18 protein-coding genes and 1 other RNA gene are annotated in these 21,280 nt (G+C 36.2%); 4 read left to right on the top strand and 15 right to left on the bottom strand.

Annotated elements, in window-relative coordinates; all coding sequences use genetic code 11:
• Positions 1-135: 135 nt before the first annotated feature.
• The 13 genes from murB to ACJTDF_RS01190 form a co-directional block, all read right to left on the bottom strand.
• A complete protein-coding gene (gene murB, locus ACJTDF_RS01250) occupies positions 136-1,113 on the bottom strand; it encodes a UDP-N-acetylmuramate dehydrogenase (protein WP_407965802.1) in 978 nt (325 codons plus the stop codon).
• Positions 1,091-2,518, bottom strand: a complete 1,428-nt coding sequence (gene murC / locus ACJTDF_RS01245; RefSeq protein ID WP_407965801.1) for a UDP-N-acetylmuramate--L-alanine ligase — start codon at positions 2,516-2,518, stop codon at positions 1,091-1,093. The genes murB and murC overlap by 23 nt, the downstream gene beginning before the upstream one ends.
• Positions 2,502-3,638 (bottom strand): UDP-N-acetylglucosamine--N-acetylmuramyl-(pentapeptide) pyrophosphoryl-undecaprenol N-acetylglucosamine transferase, encoded by a 1,137-nt coding sequence (locus ACJTDF_RS01240; protein ID WP_407965800.1) that lies wholly within the window; start codon positions 3,636-3,638, stop codon positions 2,502-2,504. The genes murC and ACJTDF_RS01240 overlap by 17 nt, the downstream gene beginning before the upstream one ends.
• Positions 3,628-4,785, bottom strand: coding sequence for an FtsW/RodA/SpoVE family cell cycle protein (locus ACJTDF_RS01235; protein ID WP_407966195.1), 1,158 nt, complete (start codon positions 4,783-4,785; stop codon positions 3,628-3,630). The genes ACJTDF_RS01240 and ACJTDF_RS01235 overlap by 11 nt, the downstream gene beginning before the upstream one ends.
• 129 nt (positions 4,786-4,914) lie before the next feature.
• Positions 4,915-6,321, bottom strand: a complete 1,407-nt coding sequence (murD, locus tag ACJTDF_RS01230; protein WP_407965799.1) for a UDP-N-acetylmuramoyl-L-alanine--D-glutamate ligase — start codon at positions 6,319-6,321, stop codon at positions 4,915-4,917.
• A gap of 5 nt (positions 6,322-6,326) precedes the next feature.
• Positions 6,327-7,397 (bottom strand): phospho-N-acetylmuramoyl-pentapeptide-transferase, encoded by a 1,071-nt coding sequence (gene mraY, locus ACJTDF_RS01225; protein ID WP_407965798.1) that lies wholly within the window; start codon positions 7,395-7,397, stop codon positions 6,327-6,329.
• 19 nt (positions 7,398-7,416) lie between these two features.
• Entirely contained in the window at positions 7,417-8,838 is a 1,422-nt protein-coding gene (gene murF / locus ACJTDF_RS01220; protein ID WP_407965797.1) for a UDP-N-acetylmuramoyl-tripeptide--D-alanyl-D-alanine ligase, read from the bottom strand.
• Complete coding sequence (locus ACJTDF_RS01215) at positions 8,835-10,289, bottom strand: UDP-N-acetylmuramoyl-L-alanyl-D-glutamate--2,6-diaminopimelate ligase (protein ID WP_407965796.1); 1,455 nt, start codon at positions 10,287-10,289, stop codon at positions 8,835-8,837. The genes murF and ACJTDF_RS01215 overlap by 4 nt, the downstream gene beginning before the upstream one ends.
• 17 nt (positions 10,290-10,306) lie before the next feature.
• The gene (locus ACJTDF_RS01210; RefSeq protein WP_407965795.1) at positions 10,307-12,058 is read right to left on the bottom strand and encodes a peptidoglycan D,D-transpeptidase FtsI family protein; all 1,752 of its coding nucleotides are present in this window, start codon (positions 12,056-12,058) and stop codon (positions 10,307-10,309) included.
• Positions 12,058-12,465 (bottom strand): hypothetical protein, encoded by a 408-nt coding sequence (locus ACJTDF_RS01205; protein ID WP_407965794.1) that lies wholly within the window; start codon positions 12,463-12,465, stop codon positions 12,058-12,060. Before ACJTDF_RS01205 ends, ACJTDF_RS01210 begins: the two co-directional genes overlap by 1 nt.
• Positions 12,462-13,460 (bottom strand): 16S rRNA (cytosine(1402)-N(4))-methyltransferase RsmH, encoded by a 999-nt coding sequence (gene rsmH / locus ACJTDF_RS01200; protein ID WP_407965793.1) that lies wholly within the window; start codon positions 13,458-13,460, stop codon positions 12,462-12,464. The genes ACJTDF_RS01205 and rsmH overlap by 4 nt, the downstream gene beginning before the upstream one ends.
• A gap of 263 nt (positions 13,461-13,723) precedes the next feature.
• An RNA gene (rnpB, locus tag ACJTDF_RS01195) (RNase P RNA component class A) lies at positions 13,724-14,113 on the bottom strand.
• A 96-nt stretch (positions 14,114-14,209) separates the two neighbouring features.
• Positions 14,210-14,728, bottom strand: a complete 519-nt coding sequence (locus ACJTDF_RS01190) for a lytic transglycosylase domain-containing protein (protein ID WP_407965792.1) — start codon at positions 14,726-14,728, stop codon at positions 14,210-14,212.
• A 551-nt stretch (positions 14,729-15,279) separates the two neighbouring features.
• Between ACJTDF_RS01190 and ACJTDF_RS01185 the strand changes: the two genes are divergently transcribed.
• Positions 15,280-15,627 carry a hypothetical protein gene (locus ACJTDF_RS01185; protein WP_407965791.1) on the top strand — a complete coding sequence of 116 codons (348 nt, stop codon included), beginning with the start codon at positions 15,280-15,282 and terminating at the stop codon, positions 15,625-15,627.
• A 1,158-nt stretch (positions 15,628-16,785) separates the two neighbouring features.
• On the top strand, positions 16,786-17,127 hold the full coding sequence (locus ACJTDF_RS01180) for a DUF2293 domain-containing protein (RefSeq protein WP_407965790.1): 342 nt from the start codon (positions 16,786-16,788) through the stop codon (positions 17,125-17,127).
• A gap of 19 nt (positions 17,128-17,146) precedes the next feature.
• Here the strand turns inward: ACJTDF_RS01180 and ettA are convergent, their stop codons facing one another.
• Entirely contained in the window at positions 17,147-18,796 is a 1,650-nt protein-coding gene (gene ettA, locus ACJTDF_RS01175) for an energy-dependent translational throttle protein EttA (protein ID WP_407965789.1), read from the bottom strand.
• A gap of 154 nt (positions 18,797-18,950) precedes the next feature.
• On the opposite strand from ettA, the gene ACJTDF_RS01170 reads away from it, so the two are divergent.
• Positions 18,951-19,493: a hypothetical protein gene (locus ACJTDF_RS01170; RefSeq protein WP_407965788.1), complete on the top strand. Its 543-nt coding sequence runs from the start codon at positions 18,951-18,953 to the stop codon at positions 19,491-19,493.
• A 37-nt stretch (positions 19,494-19,530) separates the two neighbouring features.
• The gene (pncA, locus tag ACJTDF_RS01165; RefSeq protein ID WP_407965787.1) at positions 19,531-20,139 is read left to right on the top strand and encodes a bifunctional nicotinamidase/pyrazinamidase; all 609 of its coding nucleotides are present in this window, start codon (positions 19,531-19,533) and stop codon (positions 20,137-20,139) included.
• Positions 20,140-20,184: 45 nt separating this feature from the next.
• Here the strand turns inward: pncA and ACJTDF_RS01160 are convergent, their stop codons facing one another.
• Positions 20,185-21,237: a DUF475 domain-containing protein gene (locus ACJTDF_RS01160; RefSeq protein WP_407965786.1), complete on the bottom strand. Its 1,053-nt coding sequence runs from the start codon at positions 21,235-21,237 to the stop codon at positions 20,185-20,187.
• Positions 21,238-21,280 lie beyond the last annotated feature (43 nt).

Here is a 21,280-nt window from a genome sequence, read left to right as displayed (position 1 = left end):
CAATAACCTAGCATTTGCCCTAATGAATCAGACTCAAGAGCTTGATGCAAGAGCTTCTCTGTTAATTTATTGATTTTTAATAGAAATTTTTTCTTATCTCTTTGAAATGACTCAATTTTTTAATTATATAAAAAATCAATTATCCTGATTTAAAGAAGAGACTATACGACCTTGTTCAAATTGGCCAATACGTTGTATTTCCCACTGTAATAAATACCCTGAATGAGCAAAAACACGAGCACGTACTGTTTCACCTAATTTTTCAAGATCATAACCTGTTGCTTGATCGATATTAATCATAAAATTACAGTGCATTTCACTCATTTGAGCACCACCAATCTTTAAGCCACGGCACCCTGCCTCATCAATAACACGCCACGCAGACGTCCCTACAGGATTGCGAAAAGTGGATCCCCCTGTTTTTTCACGAATAGGTTGCACCTTCTGCCGATGAAGAGCAACTTCATCCATAGCCGTACGAATATCATTTCTATTCCCTTGCTCTCCTTCCAATAAGGCAGCAATAAAAACAAAATCATCAGGAACATCGCAACAACGATAAGAATAATGTATATCGTTCACACTCAATATATGGCGTTGTCCTTTACGATCAAGGGCATAAACTTCAACAACACGCTCAGCAGTTTCAACACCATTAGCTCCAGCATTCATTTTTAATGCTCCTCCACAACAACCAGGAATACCATGATAAAAATGAAAACCAGAAAGCTCCGCTTCTAAAGCTGCTGCTGCTAAATGCTTACCCGCTACCGCAGCACCAACCAAAAAGCGCTTCGATGACACTTGCTTCAACTGCCGAAAACCTTTTGCTGAAAGGCGAATAACAATACCAGGGATACCCCCATCACGTACCAAAAGATTAGAGCCAATCCCCACAATCGTTACAGGAATGGATTCAGGCAAAGATTGAAAAAATAAAACTAAATCTGCTTCATCAGAAGGTTCATAAAAAATCTCAGCGAGTCCACCAGTGCGAAACCATGTCACCTTACGCATATCGACATTGGGTGTTAATTTGCCCTGTATACCACGTAACGCTGGCTGTAATTTCTTTAACAGGCCTTCACCATCAATTGGCTGAAAATTTATCATTGTTATCAAGTACCACTAATTGATTGGGCAATGCATAAGCCCATTGTGTGATGCTACCAGCACCCAGAAAAACCACATAATCACCAGATTTAGCTAATGTAGATACAATAGAAATAACATCTTCCAAAGTATTAATCAGACGCACATCGCGGTGGCCAGCCATCTGAATATGCTCGACTAATTCTTTAGAACCAAAACCAGCTATTGGCTCTTCACCAGCTGCATAAACCGGTGTAATCATCACTGTATCAGCATCATTAAAACAAGTAGAAAAATCATCAAACAAATGATATAAGCGCGTATAACGATGTGGTTGTATAACCGCAATGATGTTTCCTTTTGCGCTCTCACGTGCTGCATGCAAAACTGCTTTTATTTCGACTGGATGATGCCCATAATCATCAAATATCTCAACTCCATTCCAATTCCCTGTTTTCGTAAAACGCCGTTTTACACCCTCAAACTCTGCTAATCCTTTTTTTATAGCTTCAGGTGAAATGCCGAGTTCATGTGCAATAGCAATCGCTGCAGTAGCATTAGAAACATTATGCTTCCCCGACATCGGTAAAATCAAATTGTTAATTTCAATTTTTTCGCCTGTTTTTCGTGATCGAATAAGAATATCGAAACACGCTTTTTGGCCTTCCATCGAAAGATTAAGAAAACGGACATCTGCTTGTGGATTTGCACCATACGTAATCACCCAACGATCATGTATACGACTAGCTAACGTCTGAACTTCTGGATGATCAAGACACATAACGGCAAAACCATAAAAAGGCACATTTTCTACAAACTGCCGAAAAGCCTCACGTACGGCATTAAAATTGCCATAATGATCTAAATGCTCAACATCGATATTCGTAACAACAGCTATATCAGCCGGCAACTTTAAAAATGACCCATCACTTTCATCAGCTTCAACCACCATCCAATCCCCGTCTCCCATACGTGCATTGGTCCCGTAAGCATTGATAATACCACCATTAATGACTATCGGATCAAAACGACCTGCATCAAGAAGCGCAGCTACCATTGACGTAGTCGTTGTTTTTCCATGTGTACCACCAATAGCGATTGTCCGACGAAAACGCATTAACTCAGCAAGCATTTCTGCACGCTTAACAACGGGTAAGTGCCTTTTTTGGGCAGCAATATATTCAGGATTTGTTTTCTTAATGGCAGTAGAAATAATAACAACTTCTGCTGCTCCTAAATTTTCAGCACGATGCCCTATACAAATATTAATTCCCTTATTCTGTAAGCGCTCAATATTTGCATTATAAGTTTGATCGGATCCTTGAACTTTATAACCAAGATTATGAAGAACTTCAGCAATCCCGCTCATACCTATACCTCCAATTCCTACAAAGTGAATAAGGCCAATATTAAGCGGCATTTTCATCGAAAAACTCCTTTTTAATATCTAATAATGATCGTTCTAGAATCAATGCCTCAACCATATTTGCCAAAATAACGGTTGCGTAAGGTTGCCCAACTTTTTTCGCAGATAGCGCTTGTTTTTCCAATAAGTGTGGCTCACAACAGACTTTTGTCAAGAGAGAAGCAAGTATTTGCGTATCTAAATTTTTTTCTACTATAATCTGCGCGCCTCCTACTTTAGAAAGTTTAGCCGCATTCTCTGCTTGATCGTGATCTAGAGCGTAAGGGTATGGAATAAATAAAGCTGGCCGACCAATTACAGCTATTTCACAAACTGTTGAAGCACCAGCACGTGACATAATAAAATGGGATTGAGCAATATGTTCAGCCATATTATCAAAAAAACGTGCAATTTCTGCCTGTACTCCAATATCATGATAAATTTTCATGAGATCTATGGTTTCATCATAAACCTGCTGAACAATGCGTAAACGTTTCCGTATATTTTGATCAAGTAAAGCAACTGCTCCAGGAACAACTTGTGAAAAAAAAGCTGCTCCTTGACTCCCACCAAAAACCAAAAAATGAAATGGTTGTTCGCCTGTAGAAGGACAATAAGGAATCTTTGCGGCTTGAAGAATAGCCTTACGAACAGGATTACCTGTCATGAATGTTTTATGAGCATAAACACTGTTCGCCGATAATAAACCACCGGCAATAGCATTAACCCTAGATGCCAATAATCTATTAGCACGTCCCATAATAGCATTTTGCTCATGAATAAATGTCTTATATCCTATTAAGGTAGCAACTAAAACTGGTGGAAAGGTTGGATAACCACCAAACCCACCAACAAGAACAGGCCGCAATTTACAAAAAAGCATCCATGACTGAAACATTCCCTTCAGCAAATACCAAAATGTTTTTATAAATCCAAAAGGACAACGTCTTATAAAAGTTGCTGATGAAATAATATGAACGTGTTCCTCATCAAAATGGCGTACAAAACGCTTAGCTCTTTTATCTGTCATCAAATGAACATCATATCCACGCTCTCTCAGTTCAACAGCAAGCGCTTCAGCAGGAAAAAGATGCCCACCTGTACCACCAGCAGATAAAACAATAACTTTCTTATGCGTCATCAGCAGCATCCGGAACAGAAGTTGAAAGAAAAGTGGAAATACGCGCTTCTGGCCAACGGCGTGTCAAACTCAGTAAAATACCTATCGAAATTGCAATCGCTACCATAGATGAACCACCATAAGAAATAAATGGCAGCGTCATACCCTTTGGAGGCATTAGATGAAGATTAACTGCCATATTAATGGCTGATTGAAAACCAATTATCATTGCTATGCCAGTAATACCAAAACGTGTAAATATATCACGAGTGTTTAATGCTATATAAAAAGAGCGGATAACAATAAAACCAAAAAGTGCTGTAATCAATAAACAAAAAACAATACCATATTCTTCAGCTGCAACAGAAAATACAAAATCTGTATGGCTATCAGGAATAATACGTTTCACCGTCCCCTCACCAGGACCTCGACCAAACCATCCACCATTTAAAATAGCCTCACGTCCTACATCAACCTGGAATGTATTACCTTCCCCTGTTAAAAAACCATTGATACGTTCACGTACATGATGAACAAAAAAATAAGCTAAAAAGCCTCCTAAAATACCTAAAATAAGAAATAAAAAAACGACAATAAGAGGCACACCTGCAATAAAAAACAAGCCACCCCATGTTGCACTTATTAAAAGTGTTTGACCAATATCTGGTTGCAAAACAAGAAGCGTACAACAAATCACATACAGTGCAATAACCAATATATAAATAAGAACACCTTTACGCTGTACCTGCTCCGCAAAAAGCCAAGCAGATATAATAATAAAAGCCGGTTTCATAAACTCCGATGCCTGTAAAGAAATACCAAACACTGAAATCCAACGCCGCGCCCCTTTTAACTCAAGACCAAACAATAAAGTTGCAATCATAAGTACGAGCGTTGCAATAAATAACAGAATACATAAACGACGAATATTACGAGGCGAAAAAAAAGAAACAGTGATCACAGTCACAAATGCAAGAATACTAAAAATAATATGCCAACGAACAAAATAAAAACTATCAGAAATCCCAATTTTTTTTGCAACAGAGGGACTAGCTGCAAAAGATAGCATGATACCAATTCCCATAAGGATCAAACAAGCAGTAAAGATAGAGCGATCAATTGTCCACCACCAATTAGAGATTGGGCCTCGATCTGCACGAGTTATCATCATTTTCACTGTACCTTTTATAATCGCATCTAAAACAAAATAATATGCTTTTCCTAGTATCTTTGATAAGCACTTTAAAGTTTAAATTACATCCACCAAGATTCTCGATTGCTAATGTAAAATAACTTTTTACAATTCTTGCTTCTTTAACTGCATAACAAGAGAAACAAAAGTCTCCCCACGTACCTCATAATTCTTAAATTGATCATAACTTGCACAAGCTGGAGAAAACAAAATCACAGATTCTTGCTTTATATCACGGGTTGCATCATTAACCGCTTCGCGAACTGCATTTTCTAAAGTCAAACTCATCGAAAAAGGAAAAGCAGAGCCAATAATGCGTGCAAAATTTTCCGCCGCATTACCAATTAAATACGCTTTACGAATCTTATAAAAGAATCCTTTAAGAGCATCAATCCCACCTTCTTTTGCCTGCCCTCCAACAATCCAAAAAATATTATTAAAAGTAGCCAGTGCAGGCATAGAGGCTTCTGCATTAGTAGCCTTACTATCATTAATAAACAAAATAGATCCAATTTTACACACCTGCTGCATTCGATGTGCAAGTCCTAAATAGCTTGCTAAATGCTCTTCTATGTTTAAGGTAGCAATTTTTAATATCTGCAAAGTTGCTAAAGCCATAAGAGCATTTTCCGCATTATGACTTCCACGTAACGAAGTTATATTTGCCAAATCTGCGAGCAAACGATGTTGCCCATGCCGAATAGAAAAAAGCTTTGTCCCTTCTACATAAAAACCATTTTTCACAAAATGCTCTTTAGAAACCGGATCGATTTGATAACCTTCATCGAAAAGCTTCTGATATAAAGCACGACAAACCAAACTATCAATTGAAATAAGAGCACGAGAAGCTCTAGAAATGACACATTCTTTGATCTGCACATAACGTTCAAAGCTACCATGACGATCGATATGATCGGGTGTTAAATTCAACAAAAGACCAACAGTTGGCTGAAGAGAAGGAGCTAATTCTATTTGAAATGATGAACATTCAATAACATAGATACGTTTCTTTACAAATGGCTTAAGCGTTAATATTGCTGTTCCAATATTCCCTCCCATTTGCACATCATAACCCATTTTTTCTAAAAGATGAGCAAGTAAAGCGGTGGTTGTTGATTTACCATTTGTACCTGTAATAGCAATAAATGGAACATCCTGGTCATCAAAACCATGTTGCTGTAAAAAAAGATTACGTGCACGAACAAATAGCTCAATATCACCGATAATTTCGATATTCTCTTGACGTGCTTTTTCAACAACCCAATGTGGTCTTGGATAAATTAAAGGCACCCCAGGAGCTAAAATCAACGCAACAAATTCTGACCAATCCTCATGATACAGATTCTTTGTGGGAATATTTTCTTTACAAGCAGCTTCCACACTAGAATAATTATCATCCCAAGCAACTACTTCTGTACCACAAGAAATCAAAGCTTTTGCTGTAGCTATTCCTGATTTTCCTAATCCAAATACAGCCACTTTTTGGCCTTTATAACACTCAACGAAAATCAAGATGGTCACCTCAATTTAAGTGTTGAAAGACCAATCAATGCTAAAACAATCGTAATAATCCAAAAACGTATCACGATCTGACTTTCTGTCCAACCTTTTTTCTCAAAATGATGATGAATTGGTGCCATAAGGAACACACGCGTTTTCGTTAGTTTGAACCAACCCACTTGAATAATAACTGACATCGCTTCTAAAACAAAAAGTCCACCAATAACAGCTAAAACAATTTCATGCTTCGTTGCGACAGCAATAACGCCTAACAACCCTCCAAGAGCCAAAGAACCAGTATCTCCCATAAAAATAGCCGCTGGAGGTGCATTATACCATAAAAAACCCAGTCCAGAACCAAAAACTGCTCCGAGTAAAACAGCTAACTCACCTGTACCCGCTATATAATGAATTTGTAAATAATCAGCAAAATTCATATTGCCAGACAGATAAGCAATCAATGCAAAAGATAAAGAGACAATCATCACAGGAACAATAGCAAGCCCATCAAGACCATCGGTCAAATTAACAGCATTACCAGTACCTACAACAACACAAGCGGTAAAAGGAATAAAAAACCAACTCAAGTTAATAAAATAATCCTTTACAAAAGGTAAAGCTAATTTTGGTGAGCCAACTTCTAAAATAATAAAACAAGCAACGATAGCAATTACAAATTCCAAACTTAACCGCGCTTTTCCAGAGAAACCTTTATGCGTTTGCTTTGTCACCTTAAGATAATCATCATAAAAACCAATCATCCCAAAAGAAAGCATAACAAACAACGATACCCAAAAATAAATATTTAATAAATCACACCATAAAAATGCGGATACCATAATACCAATTAAAATCATTAATCCACCCATAGTAGGTGTTCCAGCTTTTTTAAAGTGAGTTTGAGGACCATCAGCTCGAATTGGTTGTCCTTTCCCCTGCCGACTTTTAAGAAAAGCAATAATACTTGGACCAAACAAGAAAACAATCAAACCTGATGTTAAGATAGCTGCAACGGTTCGGAAAGTAATATACCGAAAAACATTAACACCTGGAATCCAATCATTCAGCAAGGAAAAAAATAGCATCATAGTGAAAAAACCTAAAAAATTATAAAGAAATTACTTTATAGCGACTAAGAATTTCATTCACAATATTTGATAAATAAATACGATGAGATGATTTAATCATAATAAGATCTCCATTTGAAATTTCTGAAAAAACAAGTGGAAAAATTTCTTCAATATCTTGAGCATGATAAACAGTAATATGAGCAGAAAGATCACTAGCTAAAGCTCTCATTTCTTTACCAACCAAAAAAACCAAATCAGCACCAGAAACACGTATGGGTTCTAACAAATCACGATGCAATTTTTCACTATGATCTCCTAATTCAAGCATATCACCCAAAATAGCAATTCTTCTACCGTCTACACCTATTGGTCCTGTTGCAAGAAGATCAAGAGCAGCCCGCATAGAAGCAGGATTAGCATTATAACTTTCATCGATTAAACGAAACATACCACCATTTGATAAGGACAGCTTATAAAGAGCTCCACGGCCTTTTTGAAGAGAAAAACGACCTAGAGCGAGCGTAACACGTGCCAAATCAGCACCAACCGCATCACAAGCTGCAAGAACACTTAAACCATTTTGTACCATATGTTGACCAGGTGCACCGATTTTAATCATCACATCTTTCTGACCAAGATTCACAATCATACAAGAGCAATTTTCTAAAAGACAAACCTCTTTCGCTTGATAATCAGCATAATTAGACTGGCCAAAACTCCGAATTTCGTTCACACCACATTGTTTTGCTTTTTTAAGCAAATAAGAAAAAAAATGATCATCTGCGTTTAAAAGAGCTATACCGTTTTTGTCTAATCCTTCAAAAATTTCAGCCTTAGCATCTGCAATTTCTTCAAGATTTTTGAAAAATTCCATATGCCCAGCTGCAATACGAGTGACTAATACCACATGCGGACAAACCAACTTCACTAAAGGACGAATTTCATCTTTATGATTCATACCAATTTCAAAGATACCATAATCACTATCTATAGGCATTCGTGCCAAAGTCAGTGGAACGCCCCAACAATTATTCAAAGAAGAAAGATTAGCATGAACCTTTCCTGCAGTTTCAAGTGCTTGTTTAAGAGCTTCTTTTGTTGTTGTTTTCCCTACAGAGCCTGTAATAGCTATAATTTTAGCTTTTGAACGTTTACGTGCTGCTTGCGCGAGTTTTTCTAATGCCTGAAAAACATCAGGAACAACAATCAATGGAGCTGTTGTTTCTTTCATTTCGTCTAAACGATTTTGTGCAACCACCAAAACTCCAGCACCTTGTGCATAGGCATGCGCAGCAAAATCATGACCATCAAGATGGTGCCCTTTAATACAGAAAAAAACATCACCTTCTACAAGAGTTCGGCTATCAATAGAAATCCCAGAAAAAACTTCTGGTAAACATCCAACTGTAAAACCATCCATTGCAGAAATGAGTGCCTGTTTATCCCATAAAGCTATCATTTATCTCGTTCCTTTAAAGCAGCAATCACTTTCAAACGATCTGAAAAAGGGTATGTCTCTCGCCCTATTATTTGTCCATTTTCATGACCTTTTCCTGCAACAATTAATGTATCTCCAGCTTTCAGTAATCCCACCGCATAATCAATTGCTTTACCACGATCTGCTATTTCTATTGCTTCGGGCACTACCTGTAAAATATCTTTTCGAATTTTCTCTGGTGCTTCTGTGCGAGGATTATCGTCAGTTACAATCACAATATCAGCTTTATTTGCTGCAATTTTTCCCATCAAAGCTCTTTTTCCTTGATCGCGATCACCACCACAACCAAAAACAAGAATTAAACGCCCTTGTGTAAAAGGACGAACAGAAAGCAATACCTGCTCTAAAGCTTCTGGCTTATGCGCATAATCGACGTAAACAGGTGCACCATCTTTTGTTTTTCCAACCAATTCTAAACGGCCAGGTGCCCCTTGTAATTTTTCAAGAGAGCGAAAAACCATATCTGGAGGTGCATTTGTCGCAATGGCTAAACCTGCAGCCATAAGTGCATTAGCCACTTGAAAATCGCCAGCAAGTGGCAAATCAAATGTATAAATATTATTTCCCATCCGACATTCAACACGTTGTTTTAATCGTTGATGTTCAACACGATTCAGTGTGATGAATTTCCCTGTGCGCCCAATTGTCAAAACTTTCCGGTGAGCTTGTCTAACAATATCGATAACTTTTTGTGAATAAACATCATCCGCAAAAATAAGAGCAGGCGCATCTTGTGGTAAAAGCGTATTAAATAATCTCATCTTAGCATGGAAATAGTCCTCTATGCACCTGTGATAATCCATATGATCACGCCCTAAATTGGTAAAAGCAGCTGCTGCTAAACGTACTCCATCAATCCGACATTGATCAATCCCATGTGAAGAAGCTTCAAAGGCTGCATGTGTAACACCTTCATCATTAGCAATTTCACATAATAAACGCTGTAACATTACTGGATCGGGTGTAGTTAGAAAACCAATATCATGACGTTTAGGTGATACAACACCTACTGTTCCTATACTCGCAGCACAAAAACCAACATATTCCCAAATCTGCCGAATAAAAGACACAACCGATGTCTTACCGCTTGTACCTGTAACAGCAACCATTATTTCAGGTTGAGAATTATAAAAACGGGCAGCTGCTATAGCTAATCTATGACGTACATCCGAAACATGAATAACGGGAATAGATGAATTCTCAAAAACAAAATTATTGTCTGTAATAATTACCCGTGCACCACGCTTTATGGCATCATTTACATACTCTCTACCATCTTTTTGATTTCCCTTAAGTGCCACAAAAACATAACCTGGCAATACTTGACGAGAATCAGCACTTATCCCTGTAATTTCAATTGAGGCAAGATAATCATCTTTAATACACTCTATAAATAATTCTCCAAGCAGCATGGCTATTTACCTTTATATTAGTTTTTCACTGTTATTTTCGGTAACCTCACATTGCTTTTTGTTCCTATAATTGGTTCATATTCTTTTTTAAGATCCGGTTCTATTCCAAGAAAAATAGCTGAACGGCGAATAATGTTAGCAAGCATTGGAGCTGCATTCATCGCTGCTGTTGCTGAATGTTTTCCATCTTCAGGCTTAGGTTCGTCAATAACTGTTAAGACAATATAAGAAGGATTATCTATAGGAAAAGCAGCTAAAAAACTATTAAAGTTTTTTACTTTAGAATATTTTCCATTTTCAACTTTTTCAGATGTTCCTGTCTTACCACCAATGCGATAACCTACTACCTTTGCATTACGGCCTGAACCAATATCACTATTTAACTTATAAAGATAACGCATATCTTGACTTGTTTGAGGATGGAGAATCTGTTTGGCATATTTCAAAGCCTCTTTTTTAGAACGCTTTAAAAATGTAGGATCAATTAACAAACCACTATTCATTAAAGCAGCAGCAGCTACTGCTGTTTGCAGTGGTGTTGTTGCCATGCCATGTCCAAAAGAAATCGTCATAGAATTGATGTCCTTCCAATAATGGGGATAAATCGGTTGAGCAACTTCAGGCAATTCCGTTGATACACGATCAAGTAAACCAAGTCGTTTTAAAAAATTGCGGTGTCCATCTACTCCTATTGCCAATGCCTCTTTAGCAGAACCAATATTAGAAGAATAAATAAAAACTTCCCACAATGTTAAAAGGCGATTTTTCCCATGAAAATCACGAATAAAATGATTACGACTTGCTTGAATTGGTTGGGAAGCATCAATAATACTGTTTAAATGAAAAAGCCCTGAATCAAGTGCCATTGCTGTGGTGAAACTTTTAATAATTGACCCCATTTCAAAAGTTCCAGCAGTCATCCGATTAAAGCGATCACTTTTAAGAGCATCAACAGGATTTGCAGGAGAAAAATCTGGTACTGATGCCAACGCTAAAACTTCACCTGTATAAATGTTTAGAATAATAGCCCCTGCAGCAATTGCTTTATAACGTTTCATGGCTTCCATCAATTCATCATGCACAATTGCCTGAACCCGTATATCAATCGAAAGTTGCACTGGCTTCAATGTTTCCTCAGTAGCAAGACCAGTAGCACGAAGAATACTCAATCCATTATCATCAATATATTTTTCCATGCCAGCTAGGCCTTGATTATCAACATTAACCATACCAAGAATATGTGAAGCTATAGATCCTCCTGGATAAAAACGACGTATTTCAGTACGAAAACCAATACCTGGAATGCCAAGTTCCATAATTTGCGCCTTTTGCGTTGGAGTTAACCCACGTTGGATCCAAGAAAAACCAGAATTCCTTTTTAAACGTTTATGTATTTCCTGCAAATTCAGTTTTGGCAAAACTGTTGAGATTAATTCGATCGTCTCATCTACATCAATAATACGGCGTGGTTCAGCAAAAAGCGAATAAGTTGTAATATCTTTTGCTAATAAACGCCCATTACGATCAACAATATCAGGTCGAGAAGCTAGTTGCACTATCAACGGTCCTTTTGCTTCTTCAATTTGACCACCTTTAATCCCATAGGAAATAAGACATTTCCCTATAAGTCCGTAAAGAAAAAGGAAACACAATAAAGCAAAAATCAAGCGTGGACGATTAGAAAACGGCTGACGCATAGAAGGAGGTAAAATTTTCAACTGATTATTTGAATAATTCTTCTTTTGTGAAGATAAGAACGATAATTCCATCAACGCCCACCTTTTTGAGCAAAACTATTTCTATGAACACTATGATTCTCAGTGAAAAAAGCTTTATCATCATCTTCCAAAGTATTCTGCTTAATCAATTCTTCAATTTTATCTTGTAAACGCATTGGAATATCTTTTAATTTTACAACTTGACGTGGCTGTATTACCTCTAAACTCAGTTCTTTTTTGTAACGTTCTGCAAGTTTTTTCATTCGTGAAGGATCAATCATTACAGCCCATTCAGTATGAAGCAAATTAACCATATTTTTTTCTGCTGCAATTTCTCGCTCAATACGATGCACTTCACCAATCTGTTTTTGGACATCATATTTTACCTTATAAGTAAGACCCGCTATACAAATCATAATCACCACTAAAATCACATCGAATGTGCGAAAAATTATCATTTCTTACTGCCTTCAAAATGAGCAATTTCTGCCAAACTAAATAATTTCATATCTGCTGCAATAGCAGCTTCCTGAGTCCGTACACCAATACGCAACCTTGCAGAACGTGCACGAGGATTTTTCTGTAACTCTTCCTGAGTTGCAGTTTTCACACCTTTAAACAAAGGAATAAAGGTCGCTGGAACTGATTTTATTTCAGGAAGATAACGTGACCCCTTTTTATGACCCGAACGAGCAGATAAAAATTTTTTTACCATGCGATCTTCAAGAGAATGAAAGCTAACGACTGCCAAGCGTCCTCCTGCTTTTAAAACGCGCTCAGCAGCGAATAAACCACATGCAAGCTCGTTAAGCTCATTATTAACATAAATGCGCAATGCTTGAAATACACGCGTTGCAGGATGAATATGATTACCTGGTTTTCTTCCTATTAAAGCTTCAATAGCATGAGCAAGGTCAATTGTGCGCAAAAAAGGGCGAATACAACGACGTTTCTCAATCATCCGCGCAATTCGAACTGCGTAACGCTCTTCTCCCAATGTTTTAAATAATTGCGCCAAATCATCCACCTTTAAATAATTAACAACATCAGCTGCTGTAAAACCAGTCTGCGCCATTCGCATATCTAATGGACCATCTTTTTGAAAAGAAAAACCACGTTCGGCTTCATCAAGTTGCATGGAGGAAACACCAATATCAAGAATAACTGCGTCTACTTGCCCTTCCACTATATGATCCAATTGTGAAAACTCTGCTTGAACTAAACGGAGACGTGGAAAAAATTGATCGACAAGTGCTTGTCCTTCACGAATTGCCTGAGGATCACGATCAAGCGCGATAACTTCTGCACCTGCGTTCAATAAAGCACATGAATAACCTCCAGCACCAAAAGTGCCATCAATCACTTTTGCTCCAGCTAATGGTGCAAGCCCAGCTAATACTGACTGCAACAATACTGGAATATGGCGCTCAGCTCCACTATCCTGCCTTCTCAAAATGCCTCATCTTGATCTATGTTTTTCCAAATTCAGTAGCCATCGATCACATATGGCATCATCATATGCCAAAACTTTAACTCTCATTTTTACTACAAAAAGCAAATCAAATTAAAGCTGAATCACTCTACACATTGGCTTATTAATACTTAACAAAATATTATAATTTTTTTAAAAAATGCTTTATTTTTGAGCGTAAAAATTCCAAAAACAAAAATACGCGCTTTTATCAAAATATATGTAATCTTTTTTATTATATATCAAATATCAGTCGGCCTATAAGCCGGGTTCTGTTAGTAAAGCTTACGCTTTACATGGCAGCCATTCATCTAGGACGAATGTTACCATCCGCCTCATGCAACCTACCCAAATGACTCGCCTGGAAATTGGCTGCAAGTCAAACCTTGCGCATCATTTCTATTCGGTCTTGCTCCCGATGGGGTTTACCTTGCCACACTCATTACTGAGTGTGCGGTGGGCTCTTACCCCACCCTTTCACCCTTACCTATTAAAATAGGCGGTTTGCTTTCTGTGGCACTTTCCCTAGGGTCACCCCCGCCGGGCGTTACCCGGCATCGCTTTTCCACGGAGCCCGGACTTTCCTCACCTATCACTTTTCAATACTGAATAGGCGCGACTGCCCAGCCGACTGACTTCTTATTTATACAATATTTTTCATAAAGTGAAAATAGCAACAAAAAGATATTTTATAAGTCTTGTCAAAATAAGTAAACCACTTACAAAGCACATTACTGTTTTAATGAAGCTAAATATGTTTTAACTTTTGAGCAATATCTTGCTGAAATAGAATTCATTTTTTTTGCAGAATGACCTGCATTATATTTAAGAACTGTACGACACGTATCTCCTCTACTTAGTTTATGTGCCCGCGCCAAATAACGCATACCATATTCAAGATTAATTGCAGGCTCATAAAGATCTTTTACAGGACCGTTAAAACCCAACCATCGCGCAGTAGACGGTTTAATTTGCATCAATCCTATTTCACCAGAAGAACCTTTTGTGTGAGCATTATAATTGCTCTCAACACTGATAACAGCATGTACCAAATTTATAGGAACTTTATGCTTAATCGCAATTTTTTGTATAAGATCCTCATAAGGACGAACAGGCACCTTAGAATTAGAAGAAGTAACCTCTGAATTCTTACCTGAATCTACAATACTAATTACTGCAAGAGCTATTTTGATATTTAACACAAAAAATACAGCAAATGCTGTACTTAAAAATATTTTTAAAAATTGCATTCTTTCTCTCTTCACTAATACATTCGTAACCCTAACCATAATGATTTTGAAAATATATTTTATTGAGAAAAAAAGCTAAAAAACGTCATAAAAATGAAAATATTAAGATAATTTCAAGATATCTCTAATATTAGCGAAGGATTTTTTAAAATTTCGATTATATTTTTTTGTTTTATACAGTAAAAAATATAATGCATTTATCATTGATATCTTATGATAAGAAATTTTAATTAGAAAAAAATAGCACCGAGAAAATTCGATTACTTACAACACAAGATTATCAAGGTTTCATTAATATTAACTTCATAATTCTATCGTGATAATATAAACTGAAATTTTGCATTCAATAACAAAGACTAGTGCTCAAAAGATTACACATTGCAATCAATATTTTTAAATACACATTCACATAAAAATATAATTGAATTTTATTTTAAAAGAATAATATATGCTTTTTATATATTACTTCCAAAATAGTAGACATAGAATTATAATTAAAAAATTATGTAATTTAGATGCAATCTTATATGTGACAATCTTAGGATTTTAAAATGATCAAATTCCGCAGACATAATATTATTCTGATTTTGCTATTTATCTTTGCAGCTAGTTTATTAGCTTATCACCTTGTACTTAATAGCACGATTTTTTCTCACCAAATGAATACAACAAAGGATATGCAGTTAGAAAAAGCAATATCTTTCCCAAATGTTACAATGAGTCTTTTCAAAATGAATGATCAACAAAAAAGAAAAATTGTTTATCAAGCGCGTAAAGACGCGATTGCTGCTGCTCTTGTAAGTGGACAAAATAATGAACAAGCGCAAAAATTTGCTGAAATCGTGATCAGAACTGTATCAGAAGAAATTTTACGTCCTCCTGTTGTAAATTCTTATTAATTATTTTTTGTATAATTTTGAGACAATTATATGTTTGCAAATGGCTTTAAATCTATTTTGCCATATTCTTCACTAATTCTAAAAATCATAGCGAAACAGTGGACGCAAAATTTTAATGCTTATATTAAGAAAGTACAACCAGGATACGACATGTACTAAATATTCAAAACTCATTTTATAATCCTCTTCTTTTCTTTCTAGACATGAAGTTGACTAGTCACATTTTTACTCTGTTTATCGTTTACGGTTCTCTATACAGATTGAATACTATGTTCTATAAACCGATATATTAAAAGAAACAAAATCTATCCACTGCCAAATATCGAAGTCTTATATCATTTAAACTTCTTCTATTTTTTTTGTGAAATTAAAGACTAACCTTGTAAGGACACTTTAATACGAGCCTATACCTTTTGCGCTTAATTAATGTAATTGTCTTGTTATACTCCCCAAAATTCTCAGATATTCTATCTCTTCTGTGAGAAACAAAGTTTAGAACCTATATAATTAAAAAAAAACCGACTGAAGTACTCTTCAGTCGGGTCAGACAATCTAAGGAATCCACGCGGGGGGGGGGGGAGAGGTTCCCTGACTGCCTGCTTGCATCACCCATTAAGGTGAATGACACAATGCTTTTTATATGAAATAAAATATTTTAAACGGCAAGAAATTCTTATAAAAAAACATTAAAAAGATTAAATTTCGTATGAAAATGGAAAAATTAAGGCAAAAAATATTCAAAAAATGATCCAATTTGGAGCAAACCTATTTAAAAATTTGTCATCAGATTCTCTCTAATCATCTTAATTTTTATTAAAATTTCACCGAAATCTTTTCATAATTCAAAATTGTTATCAATAACTTCTAAACCAGTAATAAGCTGTAATGAAATACTGATCAATATACACATACTTCCTCTCTATTCCTATAGAATTATAAAATGGCAAATCCCTACTAAATAAGCTTAACGATAAACACGCTATAAAAGTATCTTTATTTCTATAAAAATACATTTGATTATGTACTCTCTGTTCTTAAGTGCTCAATTACTGATACCATATCATAAATAAAATGTGGGAATCAAAACGCTAACTATTCAATGATCAATTACAAGCATCATTTTTGTGTTATCAAATAAAATGAAAATAACAAAGTAGTATGAAAACGAGACTTATGATAATTCGCAGAAAACAGATAATTTCTAAAGAACTAATAACCCTTATCCCACAGGTTCCATACCGTGATAGCCAATGTATTTGTACTGCTGCCACACACGCCTCGATGAAATATCTTCCTCCTTCCATTGCAGTTTGGCTCGCAACAATTGCTCATATACGCCACCAGCATACAGAGTATGATAATTTACTTTGTGAGGGTTATGATCGAGATTCAGCACTCTTTTTTGTCTTTGATGCAATTAACAAAACACTTATTGAATGGGGTGCAAATCGCCTTTTGAAACGTGAAGAAACATGGATGACATCAACATCTGCTCAGTAACAATTCAAAAAAAATAATTTTAACGTGTAAGAGGTTTGTAACTGAAACGCCTAAAACTCATAGAATCCGGGCCAAGACGACTAACCTTATCTGCTTCGTATTCAGAAAAATTACCTTCAAACCATTCCACATGACCATCCCCCTCAAAAGCCAAAATATGTGTTGCCAATCGATCAAGAAACATACGATCATGGGATATAATAACTGCACAACCAGCAAAGCTCTCCAACGCATCTTCTAAGGCACCCAATGTTTCTGTATCGAGATCATTTGTTGGCTCATCAAGAAGAAGAACATTTCCTCCTTCTTTCAAAAGCTTAGCTAAATGCACACGATTGCGCTGCCCTCCTGACAACTGTGCTACTTTCTGCTGTTGATCTGCACCTTTAAAATTAAAAGCACCACAATAAGCACGACTATTTACTTCATGTTTGCCCAACTTAATGATGTCATTTCCACCGGAAATTTCTTCCCAAACAGTTTTATCACCTGCCAATGCATCACGGCTTTGGTCAACATAACTCATCTGAACTGTTTCTCCAATACGGATCTGCCCTGAATCAAGTTTCTCTTGCCCAGTCAACATTTTAAATAAGGTCGATTTTCCCATACCATTAGGACCAATAACCCCAACAATACCACCTGCAGGTAACTTGAAAGAAAGAGAATCAATCAATACACGATTACCATATGCTTTTGACAGATTATCAACTTCAATAACAACCTGTCCCAATCTTTCACCAATAGGAATAATAATCTGTGCATCCCCAGAACGACGCTCATGCGCCGCCTGAACTAATGCATCATAAGCTTTAATACGCGCTTTCGATTTTGCCTGACGCGCCTTTGGGCTAGAAGCTATCCACTCTTTCTCGCGTGATAATGCACGCTGACGAGCAACTTCTTCGCGACTTTCTTGCGCTATACGTTTAGCTTTAGCATCCAAATAAGCAGAATAATTACCTTCATAAGGAATTCCTTTACCGCGATCTAATTCTAAAATCCAACCTGTTACATTATCGAGAAAATAACGATCATGGGTAATTAAAAGCACTGCGCCTGAATATTCACGTAAATGCCTTTCAAGCCAAGCGGTCGTTTCAGCATCTAAATGATTTGTTGGTTCATCTAAAAGCAATAAATCAGGCTTTGACAAAAGCAATCTACAAAGTGCAACACGCCGTTTCTCACCTCCTGAAAGTTTTGTCACATCCTCATCCCCTGATGGACAACCAAGAGCAGCCATAGCCATTTCTACTTGGCTTTCTAAATCCCATAGATTCTGACTATCAATAATATCCTGAAGTCGAGCGCTCTCATCAACAGTCTCATCACTATAATTCATCATCAGTTCATTATAACGATCTACAATTGCTTGCTTATCAGCAAGCCCTTCCATCACATTTCCACGGACATCTTTACTTGTATTGAGAACAGGTTCTTGCGGAAGATAGCCACAACGCGCTCCCTCAGCAAGCCATGCTTCTCCTGTATATTCTTTATCTAATCCAGCCATAATACGTAAAATGGTTGATTTACCTGCACCATTTGGACCTAAAATGCCGATTTTTGCATCTGGATAAAAAGACAAATGGATATTTTCCAAAATTTTTTTATTGCCATAAGCTTTATTAAGCCCAGCCATATGATAGATAAATTGACGTGCCATAAATTTCTCTTTATATCGTGCAATATTATTAAAATTTGTAGTATGAAGCTTTTATTAAATTTTGTAACTTGTAATATTTAATTCTTGCCCTGATAACTCTTTGCTCTATATTGGTATATTTTTTCTGATCTCACAAGCCCTACTGCGACTCTAAATGCAAAAAAACACTCCTTTAAAGAGAAAAAATCAAATACTCTTAGCTATACCTGATACGTGTTATCAAAAATCATTTCTTTTTTCTATACCAGATCTAAAATTATGTTTTTATCGTATCAAACCAATCTATCAATGCCATACAGAACCCAAAAATAAACCCATCCTTTATGCCCCTTCTTTCCTTATCCTATGGGCTGTAAAATATGCTGCAAAAAATCCTCATCTCTTTTCGGCACTTTTGTGTTATAGACCAAAATGGTATTCACCTTTTCTTTTAATGTTGTACAAACTATGTTTAAAAAATGAACGCCGTCTCATAGGATCTGATGTTCAAAGCCCTATGATCACTAAGGCTCTGCGCAAACATATAGCAATTGTTGACTACCACTCTCTGCCCATTGGCAAATGGCTACAATTGATGAAAAATTATCACAATTACTGTAAAGATTTATCTATTCCTCTCTTTTGGTTTGATGATGATAAAATGAGTACTGATATTCATCAGATTATTTCAAAACTTCAAAATGAAACAGCACCTTAAAAAAGCAAACCATCCACCAGATTACTGGAATAAATTCATGAAAAAGCAAGCTTTAATCGTTATTGATGTTCAAAATGATTTCTTACCAGGCGGAGCACTTGCAATACCACAAAGTGATGCCATTCTCCCTGCTGTCAATAACCTTATAACTCGTTTTGATCATGTTATTTTAACCCAAGATTGGCACCCCAAAAACCATTGCAGCTTTGCTTCTTCTCATCTAGAGAAAGCTCTTTATGATACTGTGAGTCTTGACTATGGTCTCCAAATACTTTGGCCTGATCATTGTATACAAGGAACACAAGGAGCGGAATTTCATCCATCTCTCAAAATTGAAAAAGCGCAACTTATCCTTCGGAAAGGTTACAATAAACAAATTGATAGTTATTCCGCCTTCTTTGAAAATGACCAGAAAACACCAACAGGTTTACACAGTTATCTTAAAGAACATGATTTTACAACATTAGTTATGTGTGGCTTAGCAACTGATTTCTGTGTTGGATTTTCTGCAATGCATGCTGTAAAATGTGGTTTTAAAGTTAGTGTTTTGTTGAATGCTTGTGCTGGCATTGATCTGAATGGCTCACTTAATACGATGCTCAAAGCTATGAATGATGTTGGTATAGAATTATTGATGGTCTCTTAAATCCCTTTTCTAACTGCTATGATAACAACCATGAAGTCTTCATAACTATTGCAATGTAATCTGTTCATCTGAATGATTAGATTTAAAACGAATAGAAGAATAAAATGCCATTCCAATAATACATACGCCAATGAATCCTGTTAATACTTCTGGAATCGACATAATAATTTGCATATACATAATCATGGCCAAAATTAAAATTGCATAAAAAGCGCCATGCTCTAAATAGCGATAATGCAATAACGTTCCTGTTTCAAACAACATAATCGTCATAGCTCGCACATAAAATGCACCAATACCGAGACCAATAGCAATAATAAAAAGATTATGAGAAAAAGCAAAAGCACCCACCACACCATCAAAAGAAAAACTAGCATCTAGAACTTCTAAATAAAGAAATGAACCTGCTCCTCCTTTAGCAACTGCACTCAAAGTGTTTTTTTGAGAATCCAAAAGTGAACAAATCGCTTCGACAAGCAAAAACGTCACAAGCCCATACAGCATTGCGAATAAAACAGTTAACTTATTTTCTGCCACAATCTGTTCTGAAATAAATAACATAAGAATCAAAATAATTATAATATCAATCTTCACAAATGAACCAAGCTTTTGAGCTGGTTTTTCTATAAAAACGAACCAATGTATTTTTTTTTCAGAATCAAAAAAATATTTTAAACCAACCATCATAAGGAAGGTAGCACCAAAAGCTGCAATACCTTTATGAGCATCCATTAAAATTGCAGCATATCGATGGGGATCCCATATTGCCAATTTAATTGCAGCAATTGGATTAATCCAAGCAGCAATAGCAACTACTAACAATGGAAAAATAATTCGCATGCCAAACACTGCAATCAAAATGCCCCATGTCAAAAAACGACGGCGCCATAGCTGATTCATTTCTTTGAGAAAACGAACATTGATAATAGAATTATCAAAAGATAACGAAATCTCTAAAATTCCCAAAACACAGCAAATAAAAAAATATTTAAGACAACCAACAATAGTTCCTGTTTCGAGCCAACCAATGAAGCCACCCAAAAAGATACCAATAACTGTGAAAAAAAAAGCCCACTTAAAATAACCTAATAGGGCCATGATTGTTCCTCAAAATCCATCTCTTCAACCTACATTTGTATAA

The sequence above is a fragment of the Bartonella bennetti genome (genome assembly GCF_045945445.1).
Taxonomy (GTDB): Bacteria; Pseudomonadota; Alphaproteobacteria; order Rhizobiales; family Rhizobiaceae; genus Bartonella.
Note: the sequence above shows the minus strand (reverse complement) of the source record. Positions and strands in the feature narration are given on the sequence as shown.

Coding starts and splice junctions, on each gene's coding strand:
- murB (WP_407965802.1), bottom strand. CDS start 1,113: ATGATAAATTTTCAGCCAATTGATGGTGAAGGCCTGTTAAAGAAATTA.
- murC (WP_407965801.1), bottom strand. CDS start 2,518: ATGAAAATGCCGCTTAATATTGGCCTTATTCACTTTGTAGGAATTGGA.
- ACJTDF_RS01240 (WP_407965800.1), bottom strand. CDS start 3,638: ATGACGCATAAGAAAGTTATTGTTTTATCTGCTGGTGGTACAGGTGGG.
- ACJTDF_RS01235 (WP_407966195.1), bottom strand. CDS start 4,785: ATGATAACTCGTGCAGATCGAGGCCCAATCTCTAATTGGTGGTGGACA.
- mraY (WP_407965798.1), bottom strand. CDS start 7,397: ATGATGCTATTTTTTTCCTTGCTGAATGATTGGATTCCAGGTGTTAAT.
- murF (WP_407965797.1), bottom strand. CDS start 8,838: ATGATAGCTTTATGGGATAAACAGGCACTCATTTCTGCAATGGATGGT.
- ACJTDF_RS01215 (WP_407965796.1), bottom strand. CDS start 10,289: ATGCTGCTTGGAGAATTATTTATAGAGTGTATTAAAGATGATTATCTT.
- ACJTDF_RS01210 (WP_407965795.1), bottom strand. CDS start 12,058: ATGGAATTATCGTTCTTATCTTCACAAAAGAAGAATTATTCAAATAAT.
- ACJTDF_RS01205 (WP_407965794.1), bottom strand. CDS start 12,465: ATGATAATTTTTCGCACATTCGATGTGATTTTAGTGGTGATTATGATT.
- ACJTDF_RS01190 (WP_407965792.1), bottom strand. CDS start 14,728: ATGCAATTTTTAAAAATATTTTTAAGTACAGCATTTGCTGTATTTTTT.
- ACJTDF_RS01185 (WP_407965791.1), top strand. CDS start 15,280: ATGATCAAATTCCGCAGACATAATATTATTCTGATTTTGCTATTTATC.
- ACJTDF_RS01180 (WP_407965790.1), top strand. CDS start 16,786: ATGAAAACGAGACTTATGATAATTCGCAGAAAACAGATAATTTCTAAA.
- ettA (WP_407965789.1), bottom strand. CDS start 18,796: ATGGCACGTCAATTTATCTATCATATGGCTGGGCTTAATAAAGCTTAT.
- ACJTDF_RS01170 (WP_407965788.1), top strand. CDS start 18,951: ATGCAAAAAAACACTCCTTTAAAGAGAAAAAATCAAATACTCTTAGCT.
- pncA (WP_407965787.1), top strand. CDS start 19,531: ATGAAAAAGCAAGCTTTAATCGTTATTGATGTTCAAAATGATTTCTTA.
- ACJTDF_RS01160 (WP_407965786.1), bottom strand. CDS start 21,237: ATGGCCCTATTAGGTTATTTTAAGTGGGCTTTTTTTTTCACAGTTATT.